Origin of the sequence: Pseudomonas sp. Larv2_ips (assembly GCF_963879675.1) — a bacterium.
Classification (GTDB): Bacteria; Pseudomonadota; Gammaproteobacteria; order Pseudomonadales; family Pseudomonadaceae; genus Aquipseudomonas.
The window spans coordinates 903,645-926,099 of sequence record NZ_CAWOAW010000014.1 but is presented as its reverse complement, the minus strand read 5'-3'; the positions used below and the strand labels follow the sequence as shown (position 1 = coordinate 926,099).

Sequence of the window (22,455 nt, the reverse complement as noted above, 5' to 3'; positions counted from 1 at the left end):
TCTACAACCATGATGCGCATCCTGCTGTTCTTGGCCACTAACCTGGCGGTCGTGCTGATTGCCAGCATCACCCTGAGCCTATTCGGCTTCAACGGGTTCATGGCGGCCAACGGGGTTGATCTGAACCTCAATCAGCTGCTGGTCTTCTGTGCAGTCTTTGGTTTTGCCGGCTCGATCTTCTCGCTGTTCATCTCCAAATGGATGGCGAAGATGAGCACCAGCACCCAGGTCATCACCCAGCCACGCACCCGCCATGAGCAATGGTTGCTGCAGACCGTTGAGCAGTTGTCCCGCGAGGCTGGCATCAAGATGCCTGAAGTCGGGATCTTCCCGGCGTATGAGGCCAACGCCTTTGCCACCGGCTGGAACAAGAACGACGCCCTTGTTGCGGTGAGCCAGGGCATGCTCGAACGCTTCTCCTACGACGAAGTGAAGGCGGTACTGGCTCACGAGATCGGCCACGTGGCCAACGGCGACATGGTTACCCTGGCGCTGGTACAAGGCGTGGTGAACACCTTCGTGATGTTCTTCGCGCGAATCATCGGCAACTTCGTCGACAAGGTGATCTTCAAGAACGAAGAAGGCCGCGGCATTGCCTACTTCGTGGCGACCATCTTTGCCGAGGTGGTGCTGGGCTTCCTGGCCAGCGCGATCACCATGTGGTTCTCGCGCAAACGCGAGTTCCGCGCGGACGAAGCCGGTGCCCGCCTGGCCGGTACCGGCGCGATGATTGCAGCACTGCAACACTTGCGCTCCGAACAAGGCCTGCCAGTGCACATGCCGGACAGCCTGACGGCGTTTGGTATCAACGGTGGCATCAAGCAAGGTTTTGCTCGCATGTTCATGAGCCACCCGCCGCTGGAAGAGCGGATCGACGCACTGCGTCGCCGGGGCTGATAGCTAAGCAGTAACGCAAAAAGAGGGGCGATCTGATCGCCCCTTTTTTTGTGGGTGCGTGCTGGGTACAGAGGAGATGGGCGCCGCTCTTACAGCGGGTCACTTCGCAAAAGCACCAAAGAAGCTCAACTCAACCCAATGTGGGAGCTGGCTTGCCTGCGATGGCATCGACGGGTTATGCCTGACACACCGAGTTGCATGCATCGCAGGCAAGCCAGCTCCCACAGAAAAGCCAAGCCGTGCGGTGCTGGGAGCTGTACTCGGTCAACGTGTGGGAGCGGGCTTGCTCGCGAAGGCGGTGGGTCAGTCAGCTCATGTGTCACTGGCACACCGCCTTCGCGAGCAAGCCCGCTCCCACATTGGGTTCTCAGTGCATCAGGTAGAAGTGCGTTGCTGTGCTGTTGATCTGCTTTTGCTTCTACCACTCAGGTCGGCTACCACGCCGCCGTGCTCTGCTTTTGACTTTGAGCTGACAGGCCCCGTCAACCACGCTGGCCGAACGCAGGCTTGAAACCGTGGCTAACCCGCCAGGACGCCGGGTTAGCCGTGTTGGGCCAGGGATGGCCCATCACGGCGGCCCACGGATTCAAACGGAGCGAGGCACCAAGTGGTGGGGCGAAGACCTTTTGGTTACTTTTGGCTGGGCCGGCATTCCGGGCGTTTGCCAAAAGTGACCCGCCGTAAGAGCGCAACCGCCAGCCGCCGTGACCGCACCAACGGATATGCACTCAATCACCCGAAAGAAACCAGCCAGCGCAACAATCAACCCTTTGTAACCCGATAAACCCGCTCTTCCAGCCGCGTGACCCCGTCCTGCACAAACTTCCAACTCTCGCCCAGGATGTCCTGCTCTTCCAATACCTGCACAGACCAATGCCCCCCCAGCAACAGCTTCACCTCTTCATCAGCGACGGCAAACGGCGGCCCGGCCTTTTGTGTCTGATCGTAGTCGAGGGTGATCAGCAAACCCTGACAGCCCGGACGCAACAAGGCGTTCAGATGCTCGGCGTACTGCGCCCGCATCAACGGCGGCAACGCGATCAGTGCCGCGCGATCGTAAAGCGCGGAGCAATCGGCCAGCGCTTCGGCGTCCAAGGCAAAGAAATCGCCGCACCACACCTCGATCAAGTCTGCCCGGTACACCTTGAACACGCCACGCTGGCTGATCCTGGGCATCAGCCCTTGCTCACTGAAAAACGCCTCCACCGCCTGCTCGGACAGCTCCACACCCAACACGCGATACCCCAAGCTTGCCAGCCACATCAGATCCAGGCTTTTGCCGCACAGCGGCACCAACACCTTTGCCCCTTCAGCCAAGGCCAGTTTTGGCCAGTGGCGTTGCAGGCAGGGGTTGACCTCGGGCAGATGAAAACCAATCTGGTTGCGTGCCCAACGCTCTTGCCAAAACTTAGGCTCCATGGAATCACCCTGAAAATTCGATCAAAAGGCGCTAAAACTTATATTAGATTTAGATCAATGATCTGATTGAAGATGGTCCCATATTAACGCTCAGGACCCCTTTTATGTTCCCCAGCCTGTTTATCTCCCACGGTTCGCCCATGCTCGCCCTGCAACCCGGTGCCAGCGGCCCGGCACTCAAGCGCCTGGCGGCCGAACTGCCACGGCCAACAGCCATTGTGGTGGTCTCGGCGCACTGGGAAAGCCAGGGCCTGCTCGTTACTGGCAGCGCCGCGCCCGAGACTTGGCACGATTTCGGCGGCTTCCCACGGGAATTGTTCGCCGTGCAGTACCCTGCACCCGGTGACCCGCAGTTGGCAGCCCAGATAATCGAACTGCTCAAGGCTGATGGCCTGGAGGCGCGCATCGATGATCAGCGCCCGTTCGACCATGGCACCTGGGTGCCCCTGTCACTGATGTACCCGGCAGCCGATATCCCGGTGGTGCAGGTGTCGCTGCCCAGCCGCATGGGCCCTGCCCTGCAGACCCGAGTCGGGCATGCGCTGGCCGGCCTGCGCGAACAAGGTGTGCTATTGATCGGCTCTGGCAGCATCACCCATAACCTGGGCGAGCTGAACTGGCAGGCCGGGCCTGAGAGCATTGAGCCTTGGGCGCGCGATTTCCGCGACTGGGTAGTGGACAAACTCGCTGCCAACGACGAGGCGGCCTTGCACGACTATCGCCGCCAGGCGCCGCAAGCCGTGCGCAGCCATCCGAGTGAAGAGCACCTGTTGCCGCTGTATTTTGCGCGGGGCGCGGGTGGCGCATTCAGCGTGGCGCACCAGGGGTTCACCATGGGTGCGCTCGGGATGGACATCTACCGCTTCGGCTAACACAGATCTAAAGGTGGGAGCGTGCTTGCTCGCGAATGCAGGGTGTCAGTCACCGGGAATATTGACTGATCCAGCGCATTCGCGAGCAAGCCCGTTTGTGACTTGATCGAGTACTGATCCAGACCTCAAATTCAGGCAAAAAAAAATCCCCGAACCAGTCGGGGATTTTTTTGTGCGATCAATCAGCCCAAAGGCGGATCAATCTTCGCGGTAGCGACGCAGCTTCAGCTGCTTACCGGCAACGCGTGTGTCTTTGAGCTTGGCCAGCAGTTTTTCCAGACCGTCTTCCGGCAGCTCCACCAGGGAGAAGCTGTCACGCACCTGGATACGACCGATCGCTTCACGTGCCAGGCCACCCTCGTTGAGGATAGCGCCCAGCAGGTTCTTGGCCGCGATGCCATCACGCGCGCCCAGCGCGGTACGGCAGCGAGCACGGCCTTCAGCCAATGGAACCGGAGCACGACGCTCACGATCACCACGGTCTGGACGGTCGCCGGTACGCTCTGGACGATCACCGCGCGGAGCGTTGTTCGGCACCAGTGGACGTTCTTTCTCGATCGCAGCCAGGGTCAGGGCCTGACCGTTGGTAGCCTTGCGCAGCAGGGCTGCAGCCAGGGCACGCGGGGTGCAACCGATATCGGCAGTCAGGCGGTCCAGCAGATCGCCGTGGGTCGATTCAGCGTCAGCCACCAGCGGCGACAGGCTGTTGGTCAGTTTCTTGATGCGAGCATCGAGAACGGCCTGGGCATCCGGCAGGCGGACTTCGGCAACTTTCTGACCGGTTACACGCTCGATCACTTGCAGCATGCGGCGCTCACGCGGAGTCACCAGCAGCAGTGCACGACCTTCGCGACCGGCACGGCCGGTACGGCCGATACGGTGGACGTAGGACTCTGGGTCGTACGGCATGTCAACGTTGAACACGTGGGTGATACGTGGAACGTCGAGGCCACGGGCAGCAACGTCGGTCGCCACAACGATGTCCAGACGGCCATCCTTGAGGGAGTCGATCACGCGCTCACGCTGGTTCTGGGCGATGTCACCGTTCAGCGCAGCGGCTTTGTAGCCTTTGGCTTCCAGGGCACTGGCCAGGTCCAGGGTCGCTTGCTTGGTGCGCACGAACATGATCAGGGCGTCGAAGTCTTCGACTTCCAGCAGGCTCAATACAGCCGAGGTCTTCTGGTCAGCGTGAACCAACAGGTGAGCCTGTTCGATCGCGGTAACGGTCTGAGTCTTGGTCTGGATCTTCACGTGTTGCGGATCGCGCAAGTGGCGTTCGGCAATGGCACGGATCGACTGTGGCAGGGTGGCCGAGAACAATACGGTCTGACGGGTGGGTGGCAGCGCCTTGAAGATGACTTCCAGGTCATCCATGAAGCCCAGCTTCAACATTTCGTCAGCTTCGTCCAGAACCAGGTGGTTCACGGTCGACAGCACTTTTTCGTCACGACGCAGGTGGTCGCACAGACGGCCCGGAGTGGCGACAACGATCTGTGCGCCGTTACGGATTGCTTTAAGTTGTGGGCCCATAGGCGCGCCGCCGTAAACGGCCACAACGGTTACGCCTGGCATTTGCTTGGCGTAGGTTTCAAAAGCGGTTGCTACTTGCAGCGCCAACTCACGGGTTGGCGCCAGGATCAGGGCTTGCGGCTCGCGCTTGGCAGGATCGATGCAGTGCAGGATTGGCAAGGCGAACGCGGCGGTTTTACCGGTACCGGTTTGCGCTTGGCCAATCATGTCTTGGCCGGCCATGATGATCGGGATCGATTGCTGCTGAATAGCCGAAGGTTCTTCGTAGCCAGTCGCGATGACGGCAGCAAGAATGTTCGGGTTAAGATTAAAAGCGGCGAAGCCGCCGGTTTCCTGGGTCATGGGTCTGCCTCTAAGTGCATCCGCAAAGACCCATGCTCCAAAGCTGCGCATGCCGTGTTGAGACTCAAGAGTCGCCCTGGCTGCTTTGTCGGCGGGGATTTGCGAAAACGAATGAATGAAAAAGATTCGTCAAGGAAGAGTCCGCTGTGCGGACGTGCAGCCGAAGCTGACTTCGGGGAATTGCGCTACCTAAACGCGGCCCGGTTAAAGGCCGGCGCGCACTATACCGGAAATAGCTGAAAAAGGGAGCTTTTTTTATCGCAAAGCGCCGATAAACCGCGCTGCATCAAAGCCTTTGCGGATCGCCGCGCCAGGGTCTATTTTTCAAAGGCCCGGCCCTGTTGGTCATAACGCTTAAACGGTTCACCTGCCCATCAAGACCTTTGGTCTGAAACCCACCCGAGCCCTGAGGGCACACCCGATGAATCAAGCCAGCAGCAGTCGCGTCAGCCGTGAGTTACAGGGCCATGTCCTGCTGTTGGGTCTGGACCGAGTGGCCAAGCGCAATGCCTTTGATCTGGATCTGCTCAATGAGCTGAGCCTGGCTTATGGTGAATTTGATCGAAACGACGAGGCGCGAGTGGCCGTGGTGTTTGCCCACGGCGACCACTTCACCGCCGGGCTGGACCTGGCCAATGTCAGCGGCGTGATGTCCGGAGGCTGGCAACCGCCACTGGGTGGCTGCGATCCATGGGGTGTGTTCGCCGGGCCGCGGGTCAGCAAACCGGTGATCGTCGCGGCCCAGGGCTATTGCCTGACCATCGGCATCGAGTTGATGCTGGCAGCCGATATCAATATTTGCGCGAGCAACACGCGCTTTGCGCAAATGGAAGTCCAGCGTGGAATCTTTCCGTTTGGCGGCGCGACCCTACGTTTTCATCAGGTGGCCGGCTGGGGCAACGCCATGCGCTGGCTGCTCACCGGCGATGAATTTGATGCACACGAGGCGCTCAGGCTGGGCTTGGTGCAGGAAGTGATGGCCAGCGAAGACTTGCTGCCCCGCGCCATCGAACTTGCCAACCGCATCGCGCGCCAGGCGCCACTGGGCGTGCAGGCGACGCTGACGTCGGCCCGCCAGGCGCGCATGCAAGGTGAAGCGGTCGCGGCGGCAGGGTTGCAGCCGTTGGTGGAAAAGCTGCTCAACAGTGAAGATGCCAAAGAGGGCGTGCGGGCGATGGTTGAGAAGCGCCCGGGGGTGTTCAAGGGGATTTGAGTGGACAGTGTCGGCCTCATCGCGGGCAAGCCCGTTCCCACAGTTGTACGCGTACATCCTTTGGAATGCGGTCGAATGTGGGAGCGGGCTTGCTCGCGAATAGGCCAGAACAGGCAACTACGTTGCCGGCCGAATAGCCTTGATCAACGCCTGCAACGAGTACCCCAACCGCGGCGCCAAAGCGTCGGCACGCGCCGTCAGCGCACCCAGGTCCAGTGCCTGATCCAGCTCCGAAGGCACCAGCAGAATCACATTGCCCTCCTTCACCGGCAGCTCCCAGTAATGCCGGTGATACAACCCGCGCAACAACGCCGCACCCAGTGGCTTGCCATCATCGGTTGCCCACTGGTTGATGACCAGCCAGCCGCCGGGGTTGAGTTTCTTCTGGCAGTTTTCCAGGAAGGTCCAGGCCAGGTGCCCCACGCCCGGGCCGACATCGGTGTAGAGGTCGACGAAAATCAGGTCGGCCGATTCGGCGCTATCGAGCAACTGCAGCGCGTCGCCAATGCGGATGTACAGGCGCGGATCGTCATCCAGCCCCAGGTACTCAATGGCCAGGCGCGGCACGTCCGGACGCAGCTCAATGGCCTCGACGTCTTCCAGCGGCAGGAACTTGAGGCACGCCTGGGTCAGCGTGCCGGCGCCCAGCCCGAGGAACAGCGCACTCTCCGGTTGCTCGTGGCACAACGCGCCAATCAGCATCGCGCGGGTGTAGTCGTACTCCAGCCAACTCGGGTCGGCGGTGAATACGCAGCTTTGCTCGATGGCGTCGCCAAACTCGAGAAAGCGGTAATCGGCCACTTCAAGCACGCGGATCATGCCGAAGTCATCATGGACTTCGGCCAGCAGGCGCTCGACACGCTCCTCGGTCATCACTACTCCTAAAGGGTTTACCGCACGGCAAAGGCGCGATTGTCGGCCAACCGGCGGCAACAGGTCACGCACTAATTGCTGATAACATTGGCGCCCCACCGTCAATCAACCAATCGAGTTCACGATGAGCCAACCCTGGAGCCCCGACAGCTGGCGCGCCCTGCCGATCCAGCAACAACCCCAGTACCCGGACGCTGCGCACTTGCTGCAAGTGGAGCAGAACCTGGCCAGCTACCCGCCGCTGGTGTTTGCCGGGGAAGCCCGCGAGTTGCGCCGTCAGTTTGCCGAAGTGACCCAGGGCCGCGCGTTCCTGCTGCAGGGCGGTGACTGCGCCGAAAGCTTTGCCGAGTTCTCTGCGGCAAAGATCCGCGACACCTTCAAGGTGCTGCTGCAGATGGCAATCGTGATGACCTTCGCCGCCGGCTGCCCGGTGGTGAAAGTCGGGCGCATGGCCGGTCAGTTCGCCAAGCCGCGCTCGGCCAACGATGAAACCATCGACGGCGTCACCCTGCCCGCCTACCGTGGCGACATCGTCAATGGCATCGGCTTTGACGAAAAAAGCCGCGTGCCGGACCCGGACCGTCTGCTGCAGTCTTACCACCAGTCCACCGCCACGCTGAATTTGCTGCGCGCGTTTGCCCAAGGCGGATTTGCCGACCTGCATCAAGTGCACAAGTGGAACCTGGACTTCATTGCCAATTCCGCACTGGCCGAAAAATACAGCCAGCTGGCCGACCGTATCGACGAAACCCTGGCCTTCATGCGCGCCTGCGGCATGGACAGCTCGCCGCAACTGCGCGAAACCAGCTTCTTCACCGCCCACGAAGCGCTGCTGCTCAACTACGAGCAAGCCTTCGTGCGCCGCGACAGCCTGACCAACGACTACTACGACTGCTCGGCGCACATGCTCTGGATCGGCGACCGCACCCGCCAGCTGGACGGCGCCCACGTCGAATTCCTGCGCGGGGTGAACAACCCGATTGGCGTGAAGGTCGGCCCGAGCATGAACCCCGACGACTTGATCCGCCTGATCGACATTCTTAACCCGGACAACGACCCCGGCCGCCTCAACCTGATCGCGCGCATGGGTGCCGGCAAGGTGGGCGACCACCTGCCCAACCTGATCCGCGCCGTGCAGCGCGAGGGCAAGCAGGTGCTGTGGAGCTCGGACCCGATGCATGGCAACACCATCAAGGCCAGCAGTGGCTACAAGACCCGCGACTTTGCGCAGATTCTGGGCGAGGTGAAAGAGTTCTTCCAGGTGCATCAAGCCGAAGGCTCGTATGCCGGCGGGATTCACATCGAAATGACCGGGCAGAACGTCACCGAATGCATCGGCGGCGCGCGGCCGATCACCGAAGATGGCTTGTCGGACCGCTATCACACCCACTGCGACCCACGGATGAATGCCGATCAGTCGCTGGAATTGGCGTTTTTGATTGCCGAGACTTTGAAACAGGTCAAACGCTGAGACTTGGGCGAGCGGGCCTGTTGTGGCGAGCGGGCTTGCCCCGCGTTGGGCTGCGAAGCAGCCCCAAAACCAGCCACCCCACCCGCCCAGGCATACCGCAGCGGCCGTACTGGGGCGGCTTCGCCACCCAACGCGGGGCAAGCCCGCTCGCCACAGGCAGCCCGATTCAGCTCAAAAGCCTTCCACCCCTCAGGTTTGCAACATTGCCACTCTTAAGCGGGCGGCACTTGGCCGCTGGCAGTTGAGCTGGACCTGTTCCAGCCCCAGCCAATCAGCCATCTGCCGCAGGTTCAAGGCCAACGCCTGCATCCCCTCCTCGTCCAGCCCCGGCTCTTCTTCGTGCACTGCATGCACGGCGAGCCGCCCATGGGCGCGTTCGGCGCGCAGGTCGACACGCGCGGCGATCCGCTCATTGTGCAAAAACGGCAGCACGTAGTAGCCGTACACCCGCTTGTCTTGCGGGGTATAGATCTCCAGACGGTAGCGAAAATCAAACAATCGCTCGGTGCGGCTGCGTTCCCAGATCAGCGAGTCGAACGGCGACAACAAGGCGCTGGCCGGTACCTTGCGCGGCACCTTCGGTTCCGGCAGGCAGTACGCCGGTTGCTTCCAGCCCTGCACCTCACACATCCGCAATAGCCCATCCTCGACCAGCTCGGCCAACCGGCCACGGCTGTCGGCAGGGTCCAGGCGGAAATAATCGCGCAGATCTTTTTCGGTACCGACGCCCAAGGCAGTCGCGCTGTGCAACAGCAAACCGCGCTGGGCCTCGGCCTCGCTCACCGTGGCCAGAAGGATGTCGGCAGGGATGACGCGCTCGGGCAAGTCATAGAGCCGCTCAAACCCACGCCGCCCCGCCACCGTGACCAACCCCGCGGCAAACAACCATTCCAGTGCGTGCTTTTCATCACTCCAATCCCACCACGGGCCGGCGCGCTCCTCACGGGTGGACAAGCTGCCAGCACCCACCGCGCCCTGTTGCTCGACGGTCTGCAGCACGCGCTGGACAGTGGCCTGCTGCTCGCGCCCGAACCGCGCCATTTGCGCATAAATCCCCTGGCCCTGCCTGGCCCGCTCCATGCGCCAGCGCATCAACGGGTACAGCGCCATGGGCAGCAACGAGGCCTCATGGCCCCAATACTCGAAGAGCGAGCGCCGCCGCCCCTGGCTCCAGGCAGCTTGTTCGAGGATCAGCGGGGAGTACTGGCCAAGGCGGGAAAACAGCGGCAGGTAATGCGAGCGCACCACGGCATTGACCGAATCGATCTGCAGCACACCCAAGCGCTCGATCAAACGATTGAGGTGCGTGGCCTTGATCAGTGCCGGCGCCTGGCGCCCGGAAAAACCCTGGGCCGCCAGCGCCATGCGTCGAGCGTGCTTGAGTGAAAAAGACAGGTCGGCGGGCATGAGTCTCTCCGTGTGGGCTCGCCGACTACCCTACTGCATTGCAGATTACTTTCGCAGCGGGTCTTGCCAGAAATGCAGGTGACTGTCCTGCTCCACATCGCCCCGATTAAGCCCGATGTCCTTGAGCGCATCGTCGCTCAAACTCGCCAGCGCCTGACGCTCATGGTGCAGTGCCTGCCAACGGGCAACCCGCTGAAAAAATCCGGAAAACGGACGTTTCGTCATCAACACAAAACCTTTCTGACCTTTCATCTTCTCGCCCTCCAATGGGGATGACGAGAGTGTGTGCCTGGCACTATGATCAATCCAACGAATGTTTCTTATGTAATACATCTCGGAGATTGATCAATTGTCCGGCTACCCAAGCATCGATACCGAAGTGCTGCGCACCTTCGTCGCCATCGCCGATCAGGGCGGCTTTACCCGCGCCGGTGAACTGGTCAACCGCACACAGTCGGCGGTGAGCATGCAAATGAAGCGCCTCGAAGAAGACGTGCTGCAGCGCAAGCTGTTCGAGCGTGACGGTCGTCAGGTACGGCTGACGGCGGAAGGCCAGGTGTTGCTGGGTTATGCACGGCGCATCCTGAAGCTGCACAGTGAGGTGTTCAACACCCTGCGTGAACCTCACATGGTCGGGCTGGTGCGCATCGGCACACCGGACGATTACGTGATGCGTTTCCTGCCGGGGATTCTCAAACGGTTTTCCAAAGCCTACCCGCTGATCCAGATCGAAATGCACTGCGAGTCGTCAGCGGTGTTGATGCAGCGGCGCGACCTGGCGCTGACCGTGATCAGCCGCGAGCCCGGCAATGAAATCGGCGAATTGCTGCGCAGTGAGCGCATGGTCTGGGTGGCGGCGCCGTGCTTCTGCGTGGATGAGCACGAGACCCTGCCCCTGGCTATTTCCGGCGTCGACAGCTTTTGCACCCAATGGACCCGCGCCGCGCTGGATGCTGCCGGCATCGACTATCGCCTGGCGTACCACAGCTCCAACGTCGCGGCGATTCAAGCCGTGGTCGGCTCGGGACTGGCGGTGATGGTCAGCATGGAAGGCCTGGTGACCGACGACTTACGGATCCTGGGCAGCGATGAAGGCTTTCCGCCTCTGCCGTCGATGAGCCTGCGCCTGCTGCGCAACCCGGCGATGGCCTCGCCCATCACCGAATGCCTGGCCGAGTACATCCTCGAAGGCTTCAGACTTTAAACGTCAGCATCACCGCGCACACCGCCAGAAAGCCGCAGAACAGGCCGCGCAATACCCGTTCGGGCAGCGCGTGGGCGACTTTTACCCCCCAACTGATACTGAGCAGGCCACCGACAGCCAACGGCACGCCGATCATCCAATCCACCTCCTGATGCCAGGCGTAGGTGACCAGGGTCACGCTGGTGCTGGGCAGCGCCAACGCCAGCGACAGGCCTTGAGCGACCACTTGGGTGGTGCCAAAAAGGCTGGTCAGCACCGGCGTCGCCACCACCGCGCCACCCACGCCAAACAAGCCGCCCATGGAACCCGAGGCGGCGCCGAGCACGCCGAGCCAAGGCCAGGAATAACGCATCTGCGCAGTCGGCGGCGCATTGCGAGTGAACATGCGCAGCAGGTTGTAAGCGGAGAGCGTCAGCAGAAATGCAATAAAACCGATGCGCATCGCGCCGGCGTCCAGACCCACCGCCCAGATCGAACCCAGCCAGGCAAAGCAGAAACCCATGACGCCCAACGGCAACGCGTGGCGCAATTCGATACGGTTACGCTGGTGATAACGCCAAAGCGCCAGCATCACATTCGGCACCACCATCACCAGCGCAGTGCCTTGGGCAAGCTGTTGATCCAGCCCAAACAACACGCCCAACACCGGGATGGCAATCAGCCCGCCACCGATGCCGAACAGCCCGCCGACCGTGCCCAGGGCTGCGCCCAATACCAGGTACATCGCTAAATCCAACACCGCGCATCACTCCAAAAGCCCCAGGCGACGCATGCTACGCAGTCGCCTGTGGCGTGGAAACGCACAGCAACGCACAATGGCTGTGCCGAACTCGCATAAGCGCCTATTCATGAACCCCAGTACCTTGACCGATCAACTGAGCCTGTTTCTTGATGTACTGGAAACCGGCAGTTTTTCCGCCGCCGCTCGCCGCCATCCGCTGACCCCTTCAGCAGTGGCTCGGCGCATTGACAGCCTGGAAAGCTCGGTCGGCAGCCGCTTGTTTCAGCGCAGCACCCATGCCGTGGTGCCAACACCGGCAGGCCTGGCGTTTGCCGAACGGGCGCGACGGATTGTCAGCGAGTTGCAGCTGGCCCGTGCCGAGGCGGTGTCGTTGAGCCACGCGCCGGAGGGCCTGATTCGCGTGGACGCGCCGGCAGCCTTCGGTCGACGGCACTTGGCGCCGGTAATTGCCGACTTTCTGAACGTGTATCCGGGGCTGGATGTGCACCTGCATTTGATCGACAGCTTTGTCGACATGCAGGGCGCGCACTTGGGCAAGGTCGACCTGGTGCTGCGCGCCGGGCACATCGTCGACACCCGCTTGATCGCCACGCCATTGGCCAGCATCGTGCGCATCGCCTGCGCCAGCCCGGCTTACCTCAAAAGACGTGGCACGCCGACTCATCCTCGGGAGCTGAGCGAGCACGATGGCCTCGACTGGGACGGCCTGGCGCCGATGTTCGCCTGGCGCTTCGAGCTGGACGGGCGCCGCGCCACCTATCGCCCGCAACGCATCCGCCTGAGTGCCAATAATGCCGAAGCCCTGCTGTGCGGCGCGCTCGCCGGGCTGGGCATCGCGCACTTGCCGACGTGGCTGGCCAGTGAATACCTGGTGCGTGGTGAGTTGTTACCGCTGTTTTGCGAAAACGGCCTGCCCAGCCCGGAAACCACCGGCATTTACGCGCTGCGTCTGGAACAGCAGGCCAATGCACGCAGCCGCCTGCTGCTGGAATACCTCAAGTCCCGCTTCAGCCCAGTACCGCCCTGGGATCTGGCATTACAAAGCGGCCTGGTCTGACCCCACAGGCAGAATTATCTGGCGCATTAAAGGTTTGATCGCTAGATTCCAGCCCATATACGCTTTTTCGAGGCACTGTCATGCGCAAAAATCCCGCCCCCTGCGAATCCCTCATGCTGGATAACCAGCTGTGTTTCGCCCTGCACTCCACTTCATTGCTGATGACCAAGGTCTACAAGCCGCTGCTGCAAGCCCTCGGCCTGACCTATCCGCAGTACCTGGCGATGATGGTGCTGTGGGAAGAAGATGGTTTGACCGTCGGCGAAATCAGCACTCGCCTGCTGACCGATCCGGGTTCGCTGACGCCGCTGCTCAAGCGGCTGGAAGCCGAAGGCCTGCTCAGCCGGACCCGCAGCCGCGAAGATGAACGTGTGGTGGTGGTGGAATTGACCCCGGCAGGCCGCGCGTTGCAGGAAAAAGCCATGGGCATCCCGCAGTGCATCCTCGGCGCCAGCGGGTTACAGCTGGAGCAGTTGCGCAAGTTGCAAAGTGATTTGATTGCCTTGCGGGGCAATCTGCAAGACGCAATTTAAAGGCATTCACGCAGTAAAAAGGTGGGAGCGGGCTTGCCTGCGAACGCGGTACATCAGTCATGAATACAGTGGCTGACACTGCGCAATCGCAGGCAAACCAGCTCCCACATTTGTTTGGGGTTGCCCCAGAAAATAATGTCCGGGAAATATTTTTGTAAATTTATCTTGCGCGCTAAACATTAGCGCTATACATTCGCCTCACCAACTACTTAGCGCACAAACATTTAGCGCTAAAAACTCAAGAGGACGACACCATGCAAACTCTCTATACCGCAGTAGCCACCGCCACCGGCGGCCGTGATGGTCGTGCTGTTTCCAGCGACAACATCCTCGACGTCAAACTCTCCACGCCCAAAGAGCTGGGCGGCGCTGGCGGCCAAGCCACCAACCCTGAACAGCTGTTCGCGGCCGGCTACTCGGCCTGCTTCATCGGCGCACTGAAGTTCGTCGCCAGTCAGACCAAACGCAAAATTCCGGATGACGCTTCGATTACGGCCCACGTCGGCATCGGTCAAATCCCCGGCGGTTTCGGCCTGGACATCGACCTGCACGTGAGCCTGCCGGGCCTGGCGCAGGATGACGCGCAAAGCCTGGTCGACGCGGCTCACCAAGTCTGCCCGTACTCCAACGCCACCCGCGGCAATGTCGATGTACGCCTGCACGTGACTGTCTGACGCCCTTTGTCGCCACTGGAGAAGCACATGAACACAATGGGTAAAGCCCTCACCGGTACCCTGCTCGCGCTGTCGATCAACACCGCGTTCGCCGCCCCCGGCGACGTTGAGCACACCACCCAGGCCTTCCTGGATGTGCTCAACGCAGGCACCGGTCAGCCAATGGAACAGTTGACGCCCAAAGACGCGCGGGCCGTGCTGACCGGCGCCCAGGCAGGTGTGAAGTTGACGCTGCCCAGCGCCGATGTGAGTCAGAAAACCATTCAGGTTGATGGCAAGCCGCTGGACCTGACCATCGTGCGGCCAGCCGGGGTCAAAGGCGCATTGCCAGTGTTTATGTTCTTCCACGGTGGCGGCTGGGTGCTGGGCGATTACCCAACCCACGAGCGACTGGTGCGCGATCTGGTGGTGGGTTCCGGCGCGGTGGCGGTGTTCGTCAACTACACGCCTTCGCCGGAAGCGCATTACCCGGTGGCGATCAACCAGGCCTACGGCGCGACCCAATGGGTGGCCGAGCACGGCAAGGAGATCAATGTCGACGGCAAGCGCCTGGCGGTCGCAGGCAACAGCGTCGGCGGCAATATGGCGGCAGTCGTCAGCCTGATGGCCAAGGACAAAGGCACGCCGGCAATCAAGTTCCAACTGTTGCTGTGGCCGGTGACCGACGCCAACTTCGACACCGGTTCCTACAACCAATTTGCCGAGGGGCACTTCCTCACCCGAAACATGATGAAGTGGTTCTGGGACAACTACACCACCGATGCCAATCAGCGCGCGCAGATCTACGCGTCGCCGCTGCGGGCCACCACGGATCAACTCAAGGGCTTGCCGCCTGCGCTGATCCAGACCGCTGGCGCCGATGTGCTGCGTGACGAAGGTGAAGCCTACGCACGCAAGCTGGACCAGGCCGGTGTACCGGTGACCGCCGTGCGCTACAACGGCATGATCCACGACTACGGTTTACTCAACGTGGTCAGCCAGGTGCCGGAAGTCCGTTCAGCCTTGCTGCAGGCCTCGCAAGAGCTCAAGCAACACCTGAAGTAAACAGGCGCCCATGAAAAAGCCCGACTCAAGGTCGGGCTTTTTTTCGTATCGGTGGGGCCAGAATTACTTCTTGGCGCGACCTTTGTACGAACCACCTTCACGGGTGTCGATCTCGATCAGGTCGTCGATTTCGATGAAATCAGCCACTTGCAGCTCGGTACCGTTAGCCAGTTTGGCAGGCTTCATGACCTTGCCCGACGTGTCGCCGCGAGCGGAACCTTCGGTGTAGGCAACTTTACGCACGATAGTGGTCGGCAGCTCTACGGAAACCAGGCGGTCTTCGAAGAAGATCGCTTCGCAAACGTCTTCCATGCCTTCTTCCACGAACGGCAGAACAGCTTCGATATCTTCAGCGTTCAGCTCGTACATGGTGTAGTCGGTGGTGTCCATGAACGTGTAGGTGTCGCCGCTGATGAAGGACAGGGTCGCTTCTTTGCGGTCGAGGATCACGTCGTCCAGTTTGTCGTCGGCGCTGTAAACGATCTCGGTCTTGTAACCGGTCAGCAGGTTCTTCAGCTTGGTCTTCATGATTGCGCTGTTACGACCAGACTTGGTGAACTCAGCTTTCTGAACCAGCCAAGGGTCGTTTTCGAGACGGATCACTGTACCGGGTTTCAGTTCTTTACCAGTTTTCATTGCGTATATCCGAAATTTGGATGGGATTTACAAAAATCAAGGTCGCGTATCATATCCAACTTTCATAAAACTGTACCAGCGCCGTCGCAAGATCAGCCTGCAAGCCTTGTTCCAGACACCACGCCTGGGCGTTCTGACTCACCTCTGGCCAGTGCTCCAGCAGCATTTTCCACGGTTGTGCCATATCGCCATCAGCGTTCCAGGCTTGCCAAAGGGCAACCACCGCTGCCTTGGCGGCGGGCGACAAGGCCCCGGTGTACAGCTGCAGGAAGGCATCAAGCTTGTCCAGATGGATGTCTTCGTCCTGGCGATAGATGTGCCACAGCATCGGCCGCCCGGCCCATTGGGCGCGTACGAACGAGTCTTCGCCGCGCACGGCGTTGAAGTCGCAGCACCACAGCAGACGGTCATATTGCTCCTGGCGTACGAACGGCAATACCTGCACCGTCAGGGCATCGCGCTGATGCACCGCCCCCACCGCAAGGCCTTCCACGCCGAGCCAGCGCTGCACATCGCCAAGGATGCGCCCTTCGGGTACCAACAGATGAGTGGCACGCCCGTCCGTCGCCAGCACGTCCAGCCAACGGGCGAGCCCGGCGTTTTCGTAGGCGAACAGCGACATCAAACGCGCGCCATCTGCCGGAAATACGCCCAGCGCTTGCAGGAATTGCCGCTGCGCGGCGCGATCTTCTTGAAAAGCCTGACGCTGCTCCAGCAAGCCGCCTTCGCGTAAGAGCCCGCCAGTGCCCGGCCGAAAGCCAGGAAAGAAGAAATACTTCTGCACGCCCTTGAACTTCACCGACGGCAGGCGATGGCACCCCACCACCCAGTCTTCAGCGCTGAGGTAGTCCAGGTTCATCCACAACGGCGTGCGGTCGCGCGCGGCCATGGCTTCCATGTACTCAGGGGGCAACTGGCAGGCAAAGGCTGCGATCACTACATCGGCGCAAGGCGTGTCGCGCCATTGTGCCGGCCAATGGCACACCTCTACGCCTTCCTGCCATTGCGGGTTCAGTTGCACATCAATCTCTGGGCACATGCGTTCAAAAGCACGCAAGTCATCGACCCACAAGCGCACGTCGCAGGCGTGCTCCACCACCAGTTGCCGGGCCAGGCGCCAGGTCACGCCAATGTCGCCGTAGTTGTCGACGACGCTGCAAAAAATATCCCAGCGGGCTTTCATTCCGGGCTCCAACACTCAAAGGCTCGATTGTCCGCATAAATGCGTCGATGCAGAAGGCTTGATCGCGATTATTCTGCACAGTGGCTGTGCGACAATCGCCGCCACGCCGCAAATGCCCGCCAGGAGGCCACTATGTCTGATCGCTCGTTGTCGCTGTTCAAGCTCAGTATCGCAGTGGCGTTCGGCCTGTGGCTGGGCTTTATTGCCATTGTGCTGACCACCTGGCTGGCGTCGCGCTACGTGTTCCCGCAAAGCCTGGCGCCGGTGGCTCAGGCCGTTCAGCAACTGGGCAAGCCCGCCACCGTTGTTGCGCCAGAACCGCCGAACCGTATGTTCGAGCAGTACCAGGAAAACCTTCGCAAGCAGGAACAACAGCAAACCCTGGACCAGGCGCGCAACAACGCGCGCAACCTGTCCAACCCCAAATGCCAGTTCTGGCTGCAACAGGACCAGAACGCGCCCAATGAAAAGAGCAAGGCGAATGTCCTGCAATTCTGCGATTGATGCCCATGAATAAGCACGCCGTCCTCCAGTTGATCCTGGAAAAACTCACCGTCGACCTCGACATTGCCCAGCGCGCCGCGCAGACCGCCTACGAGACCGCGACCCACGAAGAGAACATCGCCGAGAACAAGTACGACACGCTGGGGCTGGAAGCGTCTTACCTCGCGGCCGGGCAAGCCAAGCGCGTCGAAGAAATCAAGCAATCGCTCGCGCTGTGCCAGAACCTGCAGTTGCGTGCTTACGATGATCAACGCGGCATAGAAGTCGGTGCGCTGCTGGGTTTGGAAGACGAGAACGGTCGCCAGCAGTGGCTGTTCCTGGCGCCGGATGCGGCGGGCTTGAAGGTCGACGTGGTGGGCCAACCGGTGACCGTCATCACCCCACGCTCGCCGCTGGGCAACAGCCTGCTGGGCAAGTTCGAAGGGGATGAGGTGGAGATTCTGGTGGCGGGCGCCCGGCAACACTTCACGGTTACCGAGGCCCGATAAGCCACTCAGTGGACGGGCAGTTCTACGCCGTCAAACAGCTCTTCCAGTTCTTGCTTGTTGTGGCACTGGATCGCCTTGGCCATGACTTCGCGGGTCAGGTGCGGCGCGAATTTCTCGATGAAATCGCACATGAAGCCACGCAGGAACGTGCCACGACGGAAACCGATCTTGGTCACGCTGGACTCGAACAGCTCACTGGCGTCGAGCACCACCAGGTCTTTGTCGAGGTTGGTATCGACCGCCATCTTGGCCACGATACCCACGCCCAGGCCCAGTCGGACGTAAGTCTTGATCACGTCGGCGTCGGCTGCGGTAAACACTACTTTCGGCGTAAGGCCGCGATGGCTGAAGGCTTCGTCGAGCTTGGAGCGGCCGGTGAAACCGAACACGTACGTCACGATCGGGTATTCGGCCAGGGCTTCGAGGGTCAACTTCGGCAGCTTGGCCAATGGGTGACCCTGGGGCACGACCACGCAACGGTTCCAGCGGTAGCACGGCATCATCACCAGGTCGCCGAACAGCTCGAGGGCTTCGGTGGCGATGGCGAAATCGACGGTGCCGTCAGCGGCCATCTCGGCGATCTGCATCGGCGAACCCTGGTGCATGTGCAGGGCGACGTCCGGGTATTGCTTGATGAAATCGCGGATCACCGGCGGCAAGGCATAACGCGCCTGGGTGTGCGTGGTGGCGATCGACAGGGTGCCTTTTTTCTCGTTGGAGAATTCCTGGGCGATCTGCTTGATGCTTTCGACTTTACGCAGGATCTCGCCGGCGGTGGTGATGATGCGCTCGCCGGCCGGGGTGACGCGGGTCAAGTGCTTGCCGCTGCGCGCGAACACTTCGACGCCCAGCTCGTCTTCGAGCAGGCGGATCTGCTTGCTGATACCGGGTTGCGAGGTGTAAAGGCTTTGAGCGGTAGCGGAAACGTTGAGGTCGTGGTGCGCCACTTCCCAGATGTAGCGCAGTTGTTGAAGCTTCATATGTGTCCCTCAAAGCAGATAGACGCCACGGGTATCAGCGACGGTATATAACTATATTAAAGGTTAGATGCATAAATCTAGAACTTTTTATCGTTTTTACCGATCAGGCATCGTCACTGCGTCGGCGCTGCAGCGACGGCACCATATAAACCGGCACTGTCGCCAACTGCAGCACCCTGGCGGCCGTGCGCCCAAGCGGCGTGGCAGCGGCCGTTGCGTGGCTGTGACTTCCTACGATCAACAAGTCGACGGAAAGTTTTTGCAGCTGGTCGAGAATGACCTCGCACGGGTCCCCCTGGATCACGCGCACCGAGCGAATCAATTTCAGGTCCTGCTCCCCTTCCCCGAGCTCCTCGCGAAAACTGTCCAGCACCCGCTGCTCGATGGTTGCCATCACCGTGGTCAGCCCCTGGCTCTGCCATTCGCTCAGGGCTTTCTCATCCAGGTAGCTTTGCAGCACCGATTCGGCGAACAGCCCGATCGGCTCGACCACATGAATCACATACAAATCCGCCTTGAACGTTCGGGCCAGTGCCAGCGCATGCTGCATGACATAGGGCGCATACAGACCGAGGTCCGTGGCGTACAGCATCGAACGAATCATAGAACCTCCTGGACGGCCAGGATGGCGGGGATTGAATGAGCTTAGCAGCGCCTGCGGGACTGGGGCTCAGCTCTCGGTGTGGATTTTCAACTCATTGCTGATGCCATGGGGCACATGCCCGGTGGCCACCACTTCCCTGGCCTTCTCGCAATGACCGGCCTGGTCATCGAAAAACACATCGGCGGCGAACGCCTCCAGAAACGCGGATTTCTCCAGACCACCGAGGAACAACGACTCGTCCAGGCGGATATCCCATTCGCGCAGGGTGCGAATCACCCGCTCGTGGGACGGCGCCGAACGCGCGGTGACCAACGCTGTGCGAATCGGGCACGCCTCGTCTGCGAACTCGCTCTGCAACACGTTAAGCGCCGCCAGGAACCCCTTGAACGGACCACCGTGCAACGGCTGGCGCGCCGACTCGCGCTCGCTGGCCAGAAATGCCTCCAGCCCGCCTGACTGATAGACACGCTCGGACTCATCGGAAAACAGCACCGCATCACCGTCGAACGCAATCCGCAATTCTTCACTTGAGGCCCGATGCGGGCCGCCCGACAGAATTGTCGCCGCGGCAAAGCCGGCATCCAGTGCACTGCGCACATCGTCGGGATGGGTCGACAGAAACAGGTGGCAACCAAATGCGGCCAGGTAAGGATAGGGACTGCGCCCGCCGACGAACGCGGCGCGGGAAATATCCAGGCCGTAATGCTGGATCGAATTGAACACGCGCAAGCCGGTGTCGGCACTGTTGCGCGACACCAGCACCACTTCGACGCGGGCACGGCCCAGGCTGGCGTTGAGGCTCAAGAGCTTCTTGACCAAAGGGAAGGCGTCGCCGGGCTCGAGGGTTTCTTCCTCGTGCTCGATCTGGTACTTGCGATAAGCCTCTACCCCTTCGGCCAGGTAGACCTTGTGACTGTCACTCAGGTCGAACAGTGCGCGCGACGAAATCGCCAGCACCAGTTTGTCGCCCAATCCCTTCGCCATGGTGTTTCCCCCGAATCAGCGGTTGTGCCGATCAATAAAACTCAAGGCCTGGTATAGCGCCTGCATGCGTGGCAATTCGCAGCCCGCCGCTTTTGCCGCGGCCAATGGCCGGGCGTAGATCGCCGCCAATTCCAGCGGACGTTTGTGCACATGGTCGTGATACATGCTGGGCAGGTAGTCGTCCATGGTTTCGGTCATGGCGAACATCTGCTCGGCGTAACTGGCAGGGATTTCATGGCCGCAGGCGTGCGCGCCTTTGACCACTTCAGCCATCAATGCCTGGATCAACTCGCGGCTCGATTCATCGGCCATCAGCGCGGTGGTGCCAGTGCCCAGCAACACGGAGAGGCCGTTATACGGCACATTCCACACCAGCTTGTGCCAGCGGGCCTGGTGCACATTGGCCATGGCCTGGGATTCGATACCGGCCTGGTGAAACAGCGCGGCGCCCTCTTCGACAATCGCCCGCTGGCGCGATTCATCGTTGGCCGCGGTGCCGCTGTGGTAACCAAGATTGACCCGGCCCAAGGCCTGATGCTCGACTACGCCCGGCGCAGAGCGGTGCACGCCGATGTAGCACAGGCCACCCAGCAAGTGCAGCGACGGCGGCAGGTGTTCGCGCAGGCTGTCCTCGACGTCGAGGCCATTTTGCAACAGCACCACCCTGGCGTCCGGGGCAGCGACCTGGGCGATGGTCGGCGCGAGGTCCACATTGCCGGTGGATTTGGTGCCCACCAGCAGCCAGTCGCACGCCGGCATATCCGCAGCGCGGGCGTAGGCCTGCACCGGGTGCAGGTGCAACTTGCCATGCAGCGTACTGTTGAGGTGCAGGCCGTGCTCGCTGACCGCCGCGTATTCGCTGCGCAACAGGAAGTGCACGTCGAACCCGGCACGCGCCAGCATCACGCCGTAGAACCCACCGATAGCACCGGTGCCGATAATGCCAATGCGTGGTGACGGGGATGCAACTGCGGTCATGGCAAATCCTCTGGTGTGCGGGTGAGTGCTTGATTCACTGCCTCGGTAAGGTCGGCAAGTGCAAGACGGGTGTGTAACTGCCCAAGGAATTGACCCTCGCACACGAGGAACAAGGCAGGTAAATGAAAGATCTGATAGCGCTCGACCGCACCGCCGTTGTGCCCGGCATCCACCCAGCACACGCGGTCGACCGGCAAACGCCAGCCCGGCAGCTGCTGACGTGCCCAGCGGCAACTGGAACAACCGACACTGGTAAATACCACCAGCGAAATACCTGGCAATCCCAGCAGTTGCTGGTCAATATCCAGGTCGGTCAATTCCAGTTCCTTCACTATACTGCTGCCACCGCCGTCAACTGGACGGTGCTCGGAGTCCGTGTACATGGGTCGTTTTTTACCTCACCCTGATGATGTCGCTGTCGAGTTAATCCAACGCCCCGCTCCCGCCATTCCCCGCCAACGCCTGCACACTATCGGCCTGGGCGGCGTCGCCTGCAATTGCCCGCGTGCCTGGCGCCAGGGCACGGCGGTTGATCTGCGCATCCCTTCCCTGGGCGCCAGCGCCCGTTATCCGGGCTATGTAGCCTGGTGCCGCAAGCTCGAAAAAGGCTATCGCATCGGCATCTCTTTTACCGATGAGCACGCATTGTTCGGTGCGCGAATGGGCGAGCAAGTGTGCCAGATCGAACGCTACTGCCGCTTGCATGAAGACGCCGAGCCGACACCTGCGCAACTCGAAGCCATGGCTCGCGAGTGGGTCTCGCGTCATGCCGGTGAGTTCTCCCGCGAGACTTTTGTGGCGCCGGCGCTGGATTAAAGCC

The 22,455-nt window shown here is 61.1% G+C and carries 25 protein-coding genes; 12 read left to right on the top strand and 13 right to left on the bottom strand.

Features of this window, described 5'->3' with window-relative positions; all coding sequences use genetic code 11:
- Positions 1-9 precede the first annotated feature (9 nt).
- Positions 10-897 (top strand): protease HtpX, encoded by an 888-nt coding sequence (gene htpX / locus AACV02_RS10755; RefSeq protein ID WP_106576811.1) that lies wholly within the window; start codon positions 10-12, stop codon positions 895-897.
- Between the two features lie 762 nt (positions 898-1,659).
- Here the strand turns inward: htpX and AACV02_RS10750 are convergent.
- The gene (locus AACV02_RS10750; RefSeq protein WP_119739489.1) at positions 1,660-2,316 is read right to left on the bottom strand and encodes a thiopurine S-methyltransferase; all 657 of its coding nucleotides are present in this window, start codon (positions 2,314-2,316) and stop codon (positions 1,660-1,662) included.
- 104 nt (positions 2,317-2,420) lie between these two features.
- Between AACV02_RS10750 and AACV02_RS10745 the strand changes: the two genes are divergently transcribed.
- Positions 2,421-3,188: a DODA-type extradiol aromatic ring-opening family dioxygenase gene (locus AACV02_RS10745; RefSeq protein WP_119739487.1), complete on the top strand. Its 768-nt coding sequence runs from the start codon at positions 2,421-2,423 to the stop codon at positions 3,186-3,188.
- 198 nt (positions 3,189-3,386) lie between these two features.
- On the opposite strand, the gene AACV02_RS10740 is transcribed toward AACV02_RS10745, so the two are convergent.
- Positions 3,387-5,060 carry a DEAD/DEAH box helicase gene (locus AACV02_RS10740; RefSeq protein WP_017136163.1) on the bottom strand — a complete coding sequence of 558 codons (1,674 nt, stop codon included), beginning with the start codon at positions 5,058-5,060 and terminating at the stop codon, positions 3,387-3,389.
- A 421-nt stretch (positions 5,061-5,481) separates the two neighbouring features.
- Between AACV02_RS10740 and AACV02_RS10735 the strand changes: the two genes are divergently transcribed.
- On the top strand, positions 5,482-6,273 hold the full coding sequence (locus AACV02_RS10735; protein WP_106576814.1) for a crotonase/enoyl-CoA hydratase family protein: 792 nt from the start codon (positions 5,482-5,484) through the stop codon (positions 6,271-6,273).
- 117 nt (positions 6,274-6,390) lie between these two features.
- Here AACV02_RS10735 and AACV02_RS10730 read toward each other — a convergent pair whose 3' ends face one another.
- Positions 6,391-7,146 (bottom strand): spermidine synthase, encoded by a 756-nt coding sequence (locus AACV02_RS10730; protein ID WP_106576816.1) that lies wholly within the window; start codon positions 7,144-7,146, stop codon positions 6,391-6,393.
- Positions 7,147-7,270: 124 nt separating this feature from the next.
- Between AACV02_RS10730 and AACV02_RS10725 the strand changes: the two genes are divergently transcribed.
- On the top strand, positions 7,271-8,617 hold the full coding sequence (locus tag AACV02_RS10725) for a class II 3-deoxy-7-phosphoheptulonate synthase (protein WP_078047560.1): 1,347 nt from the start codon (positions 7,271-7,273) through the stop codon (positions 8,615-8,617).
- 189 nt (positions 8,618-8,806) lie between these two features.
- On the opposite strand, the gene AACV02_RS10720 is transcribed toward AACV02_RS10725, so the two are convergent.
- Positions 8,807-10,024, bottom strand: a complete 1,218-nt coding sequence (locus AACV02_RS10720) for a winged helix-turn-helix domain-containing protein (RefSeq protein ID WP_106576817.1) — start codon at positions 10,022-10,024, stop codon at positions 8,807-8,809.
- Between the two features lie 45 nt (positions 10,025-10,069).
- Positions 10,070-10,276 carry a DUF1127 domain-containing protein gene (locus AACV02_RS10715; RefSeq protein WP_234452476.1) on the bottom strand — a complete coding sequence of 69 codons (207 nt, stop codon included), beginning with the start codon at positions 10,274-10,276 and terminating at the stop codon, positions 10,070-10,072.
- Positions 10,277-10,373: 97 nt separating this feature from the next.
- On the opposite strand from AACV02_RS10715, the gene AACV02_RS10710 reads away from it, so the two are divergent.
- The gene (locus tag AACV02_RS10710; protein ID WP_106576819.1) at positions 10,374-11,228 is read left to right on the top strand and encodes a LysR family transcriptional regulator; all 855 of its coding nucleotides are present in this window, start codon (positions 10,374-10,376) and stop codon (positions 11,226-11,228) included.
- On the opposite strand, the gene AACV02_RS10705 is transcribed toward AACV02_RS10710, so the two are convergent.
- On the bottom strand, positions 11,218-11,967 hold the full coding sequence (locus AACV02_RS10705; RefSeq protein WP_106576820.1) for a sulfite exporter TauE/SafE family protein: 750 nt from the start codon (positions 11,965-11,967) through the stop codon (positions 11,218-11,220). The two genes, AACV02_RS10710 and AACV02_RS10705, sit on opposite strands and share 11 nt — an antisense overlap.
- Before the next feature lie 109 nt (positions 11,968-12,076).
- On the opposite strand from AACV02_RS10705, the gene AACV02_RS10700 reads away from it, so the two are divergent.
- The 4 genes from AACV02_RS10700 (at position 12,077) to AACV02_RS10685 (ending at position 15,278) form a co-directional block, all read left to right on the top strand.
- Positions 12,077-13,027: a LysR family transcriptional regulator gene (locus AACV02_RS10700; RefSeq protein ID WP_119740791.1), complete on the top strand. Its 951-nt coding sequence runs from the start codon at positions 12,077-12,079 to the stop codon at positions 13,025-13,027.
- Positions 13,028-13,107: 80 nt separating this feature from the next.
- Positions 13,108-13,560 (top strand): MarR family winged helix-turn-helix transcriptional regulator, encoded by a 453-nt coding sequence (locus AACV02_RS10695; protein ID WP_119739485.1) that lies wholly within the window; start codon positions 13,108-13,110, stop codon positions 13,558-13,560.
- A 254-nt stretch (positions 13,561-13,814) separates the two neighbouring features.
- Entirely contained in the window at positions 13,815-14,234 is a 420-nt protein-coding gene (locus AACV02_RS10690; RefSeq protein WP_034126737.1) for an organic hydroperoxide resistance protein, read from the top strand.
- Between the two features lie 27 nt (positions 14,235-14,261).
- On the top strand, positions 14,262-15,278 hold the full coding sequence (locus AACV02_RS10685; protein WP_119739483.1) for an alpha/beta hydrolase: 1,017 nt from the start codon (positions 14,262-14,264) through the stop codon (positions 15,276-15,278).
- A 63-nt stretch (positions 15,279-15,341) separates the two neighbouring features.
- Here the strand turns inward: AACV02_RS10685 and AACV02_RS10680 are convergent, their stop codons facing one another.
- Positions 15,342-15,914: an elongation factor P gene (locus AACV02_RS10680; protein WP_003218698.1), complete on the bottom strand. Its 573-nt coding sequence runs from the start codon at positions 15,912-15,914 to the stop codon at positions 15,342-15,344.
- Between the two features lie 49 nt (positions 15,915-15,963).
- On the bottom strand, positions 15,964-17,097 hold the full coding sequence (earP, locus tag AACV02_RS10675; protein WP_119739481.1) for an elongation factor P maturation arginine rhamnosyltransferase EarP: 1,134 nt from the start codon (positions 17,095-17,097) through the stop codon (positions 15,964-15,966).
- A 132-nt stretch (positions 17,098-17,229) separates the two neighbouring features.
- Between earP and AACV02_RS10670 the strand changes: the two genes are divergently transcribed.
- Both AACV02_RS10670 and AACV02_RS10665 read left to right on the top strand, forming a co-directional pair.
- Complete coding sequence (locus AACV02_RS10670) at positions 17,230-17,601, top strand: hypothetical protein (protein WP_119739479.1); 372 nt, start codon at positions 17,230-17,232, stop codon at positions 17,599-17,601.
- A gap of 5 nt (positions 17,602-17,606) precedes the next feature.
- On the top strand, positions 17,607-18,089 hold the full coding sequence (locus AACV02_RS10665) for a GreA/GreB family elongation factor (protein WP_119740788.1): 483 nt from the start codon (positions 17,607-17,609) through the stop codon (positions 18,087-18,089).
- A gap of 5 nt (positions 18,090-18,094) precedes the next feature.
- Here AACV02_RS10665 and cysB read toward each other — a convergent pair whose 3' ends face one another.
- The 5 genes from cysB to AACV02_RS10640 all read right to left on the bottom strand — a co-directional run bounded on the left by cysB (position 18,095) and on the right by AACV02_RS10640 (position 22,018).
- Positions 18,095-19,069, bottom strand: coding sequence for an HTH-type transcriptional regulator CysB (gene cysB / locus AACV02_RS10660; protein ID WP_003189876.1), 975 nt, complete (start codon positions 19,067-19,069; stop codon positions 18,095-18,097).
- 103 nt (positions 19,070-19,172) lie between these two features.
- Positions 19,173-19,673, bottom strand: coding sequence for a universal stress protein (locus AACV02_RS10655; RefSeq protein WP_106576826.1), 501 nt, complete (start codon positions 19,671-19,673; stop codon positions 19,173-19,175).
- A gap of 66 nt (positions 19,674-19,739) precedes the next feature.
- Entirely contained in the window at positions 19,740-20,657 is a 918-nt protein-coding gene (locus tag AACV02_RS10650) for a 5'-nucleotidase (protein ID WP_106576827.1), read from the bottom strand.
- 15 nt (positions 20,658-20,672) lie between these two features.
- Complete coding sequence (locus AACV02_RS10645; RefSeq protein WP_106576828.1) at positions 20,673-21,635, bottom strand: putative 2-dehydropantoate 2-reductase; 963 nt, start codon at positions 21,633-21,635, stop codon at positions 20,673-20,675.
- Positions 21,632-22,018: a thioredoxin gene (locus AACV02_RS10640; RefSeq protein WP_119739477.1), complete on the bottom strand. Its 387-nt coding sequence runs from the start codon at positions 22,016-22,018 to the stop codon at positions 21,632-21,634. The genes AACV02_RS10645 and AACV02_RS10640 overlap by 4 nt, the downstream gene beginning before the upstream one ends.
- On the opposite strand from AACV02_RS10640, the gene AACV02_RS10635 reads away from it, so the two are divergent.
- Positions 22,017-22,451: a PilZ domain-containing protein gene (locus tag AACV02_RS10635; protein ID WP_106576830.1), complete on the top strand. Its 435-nt coding sequence runs from the start codon at positions 22,017-22,019 to the stop codon at positions 22,449-22,451. The genes AACV02_RS10640 and AACV02_RS10635 overlap by 2 nt on opposite strands.
- Positions 22,452-22,455: the final 4 nt, after the last annotated feature.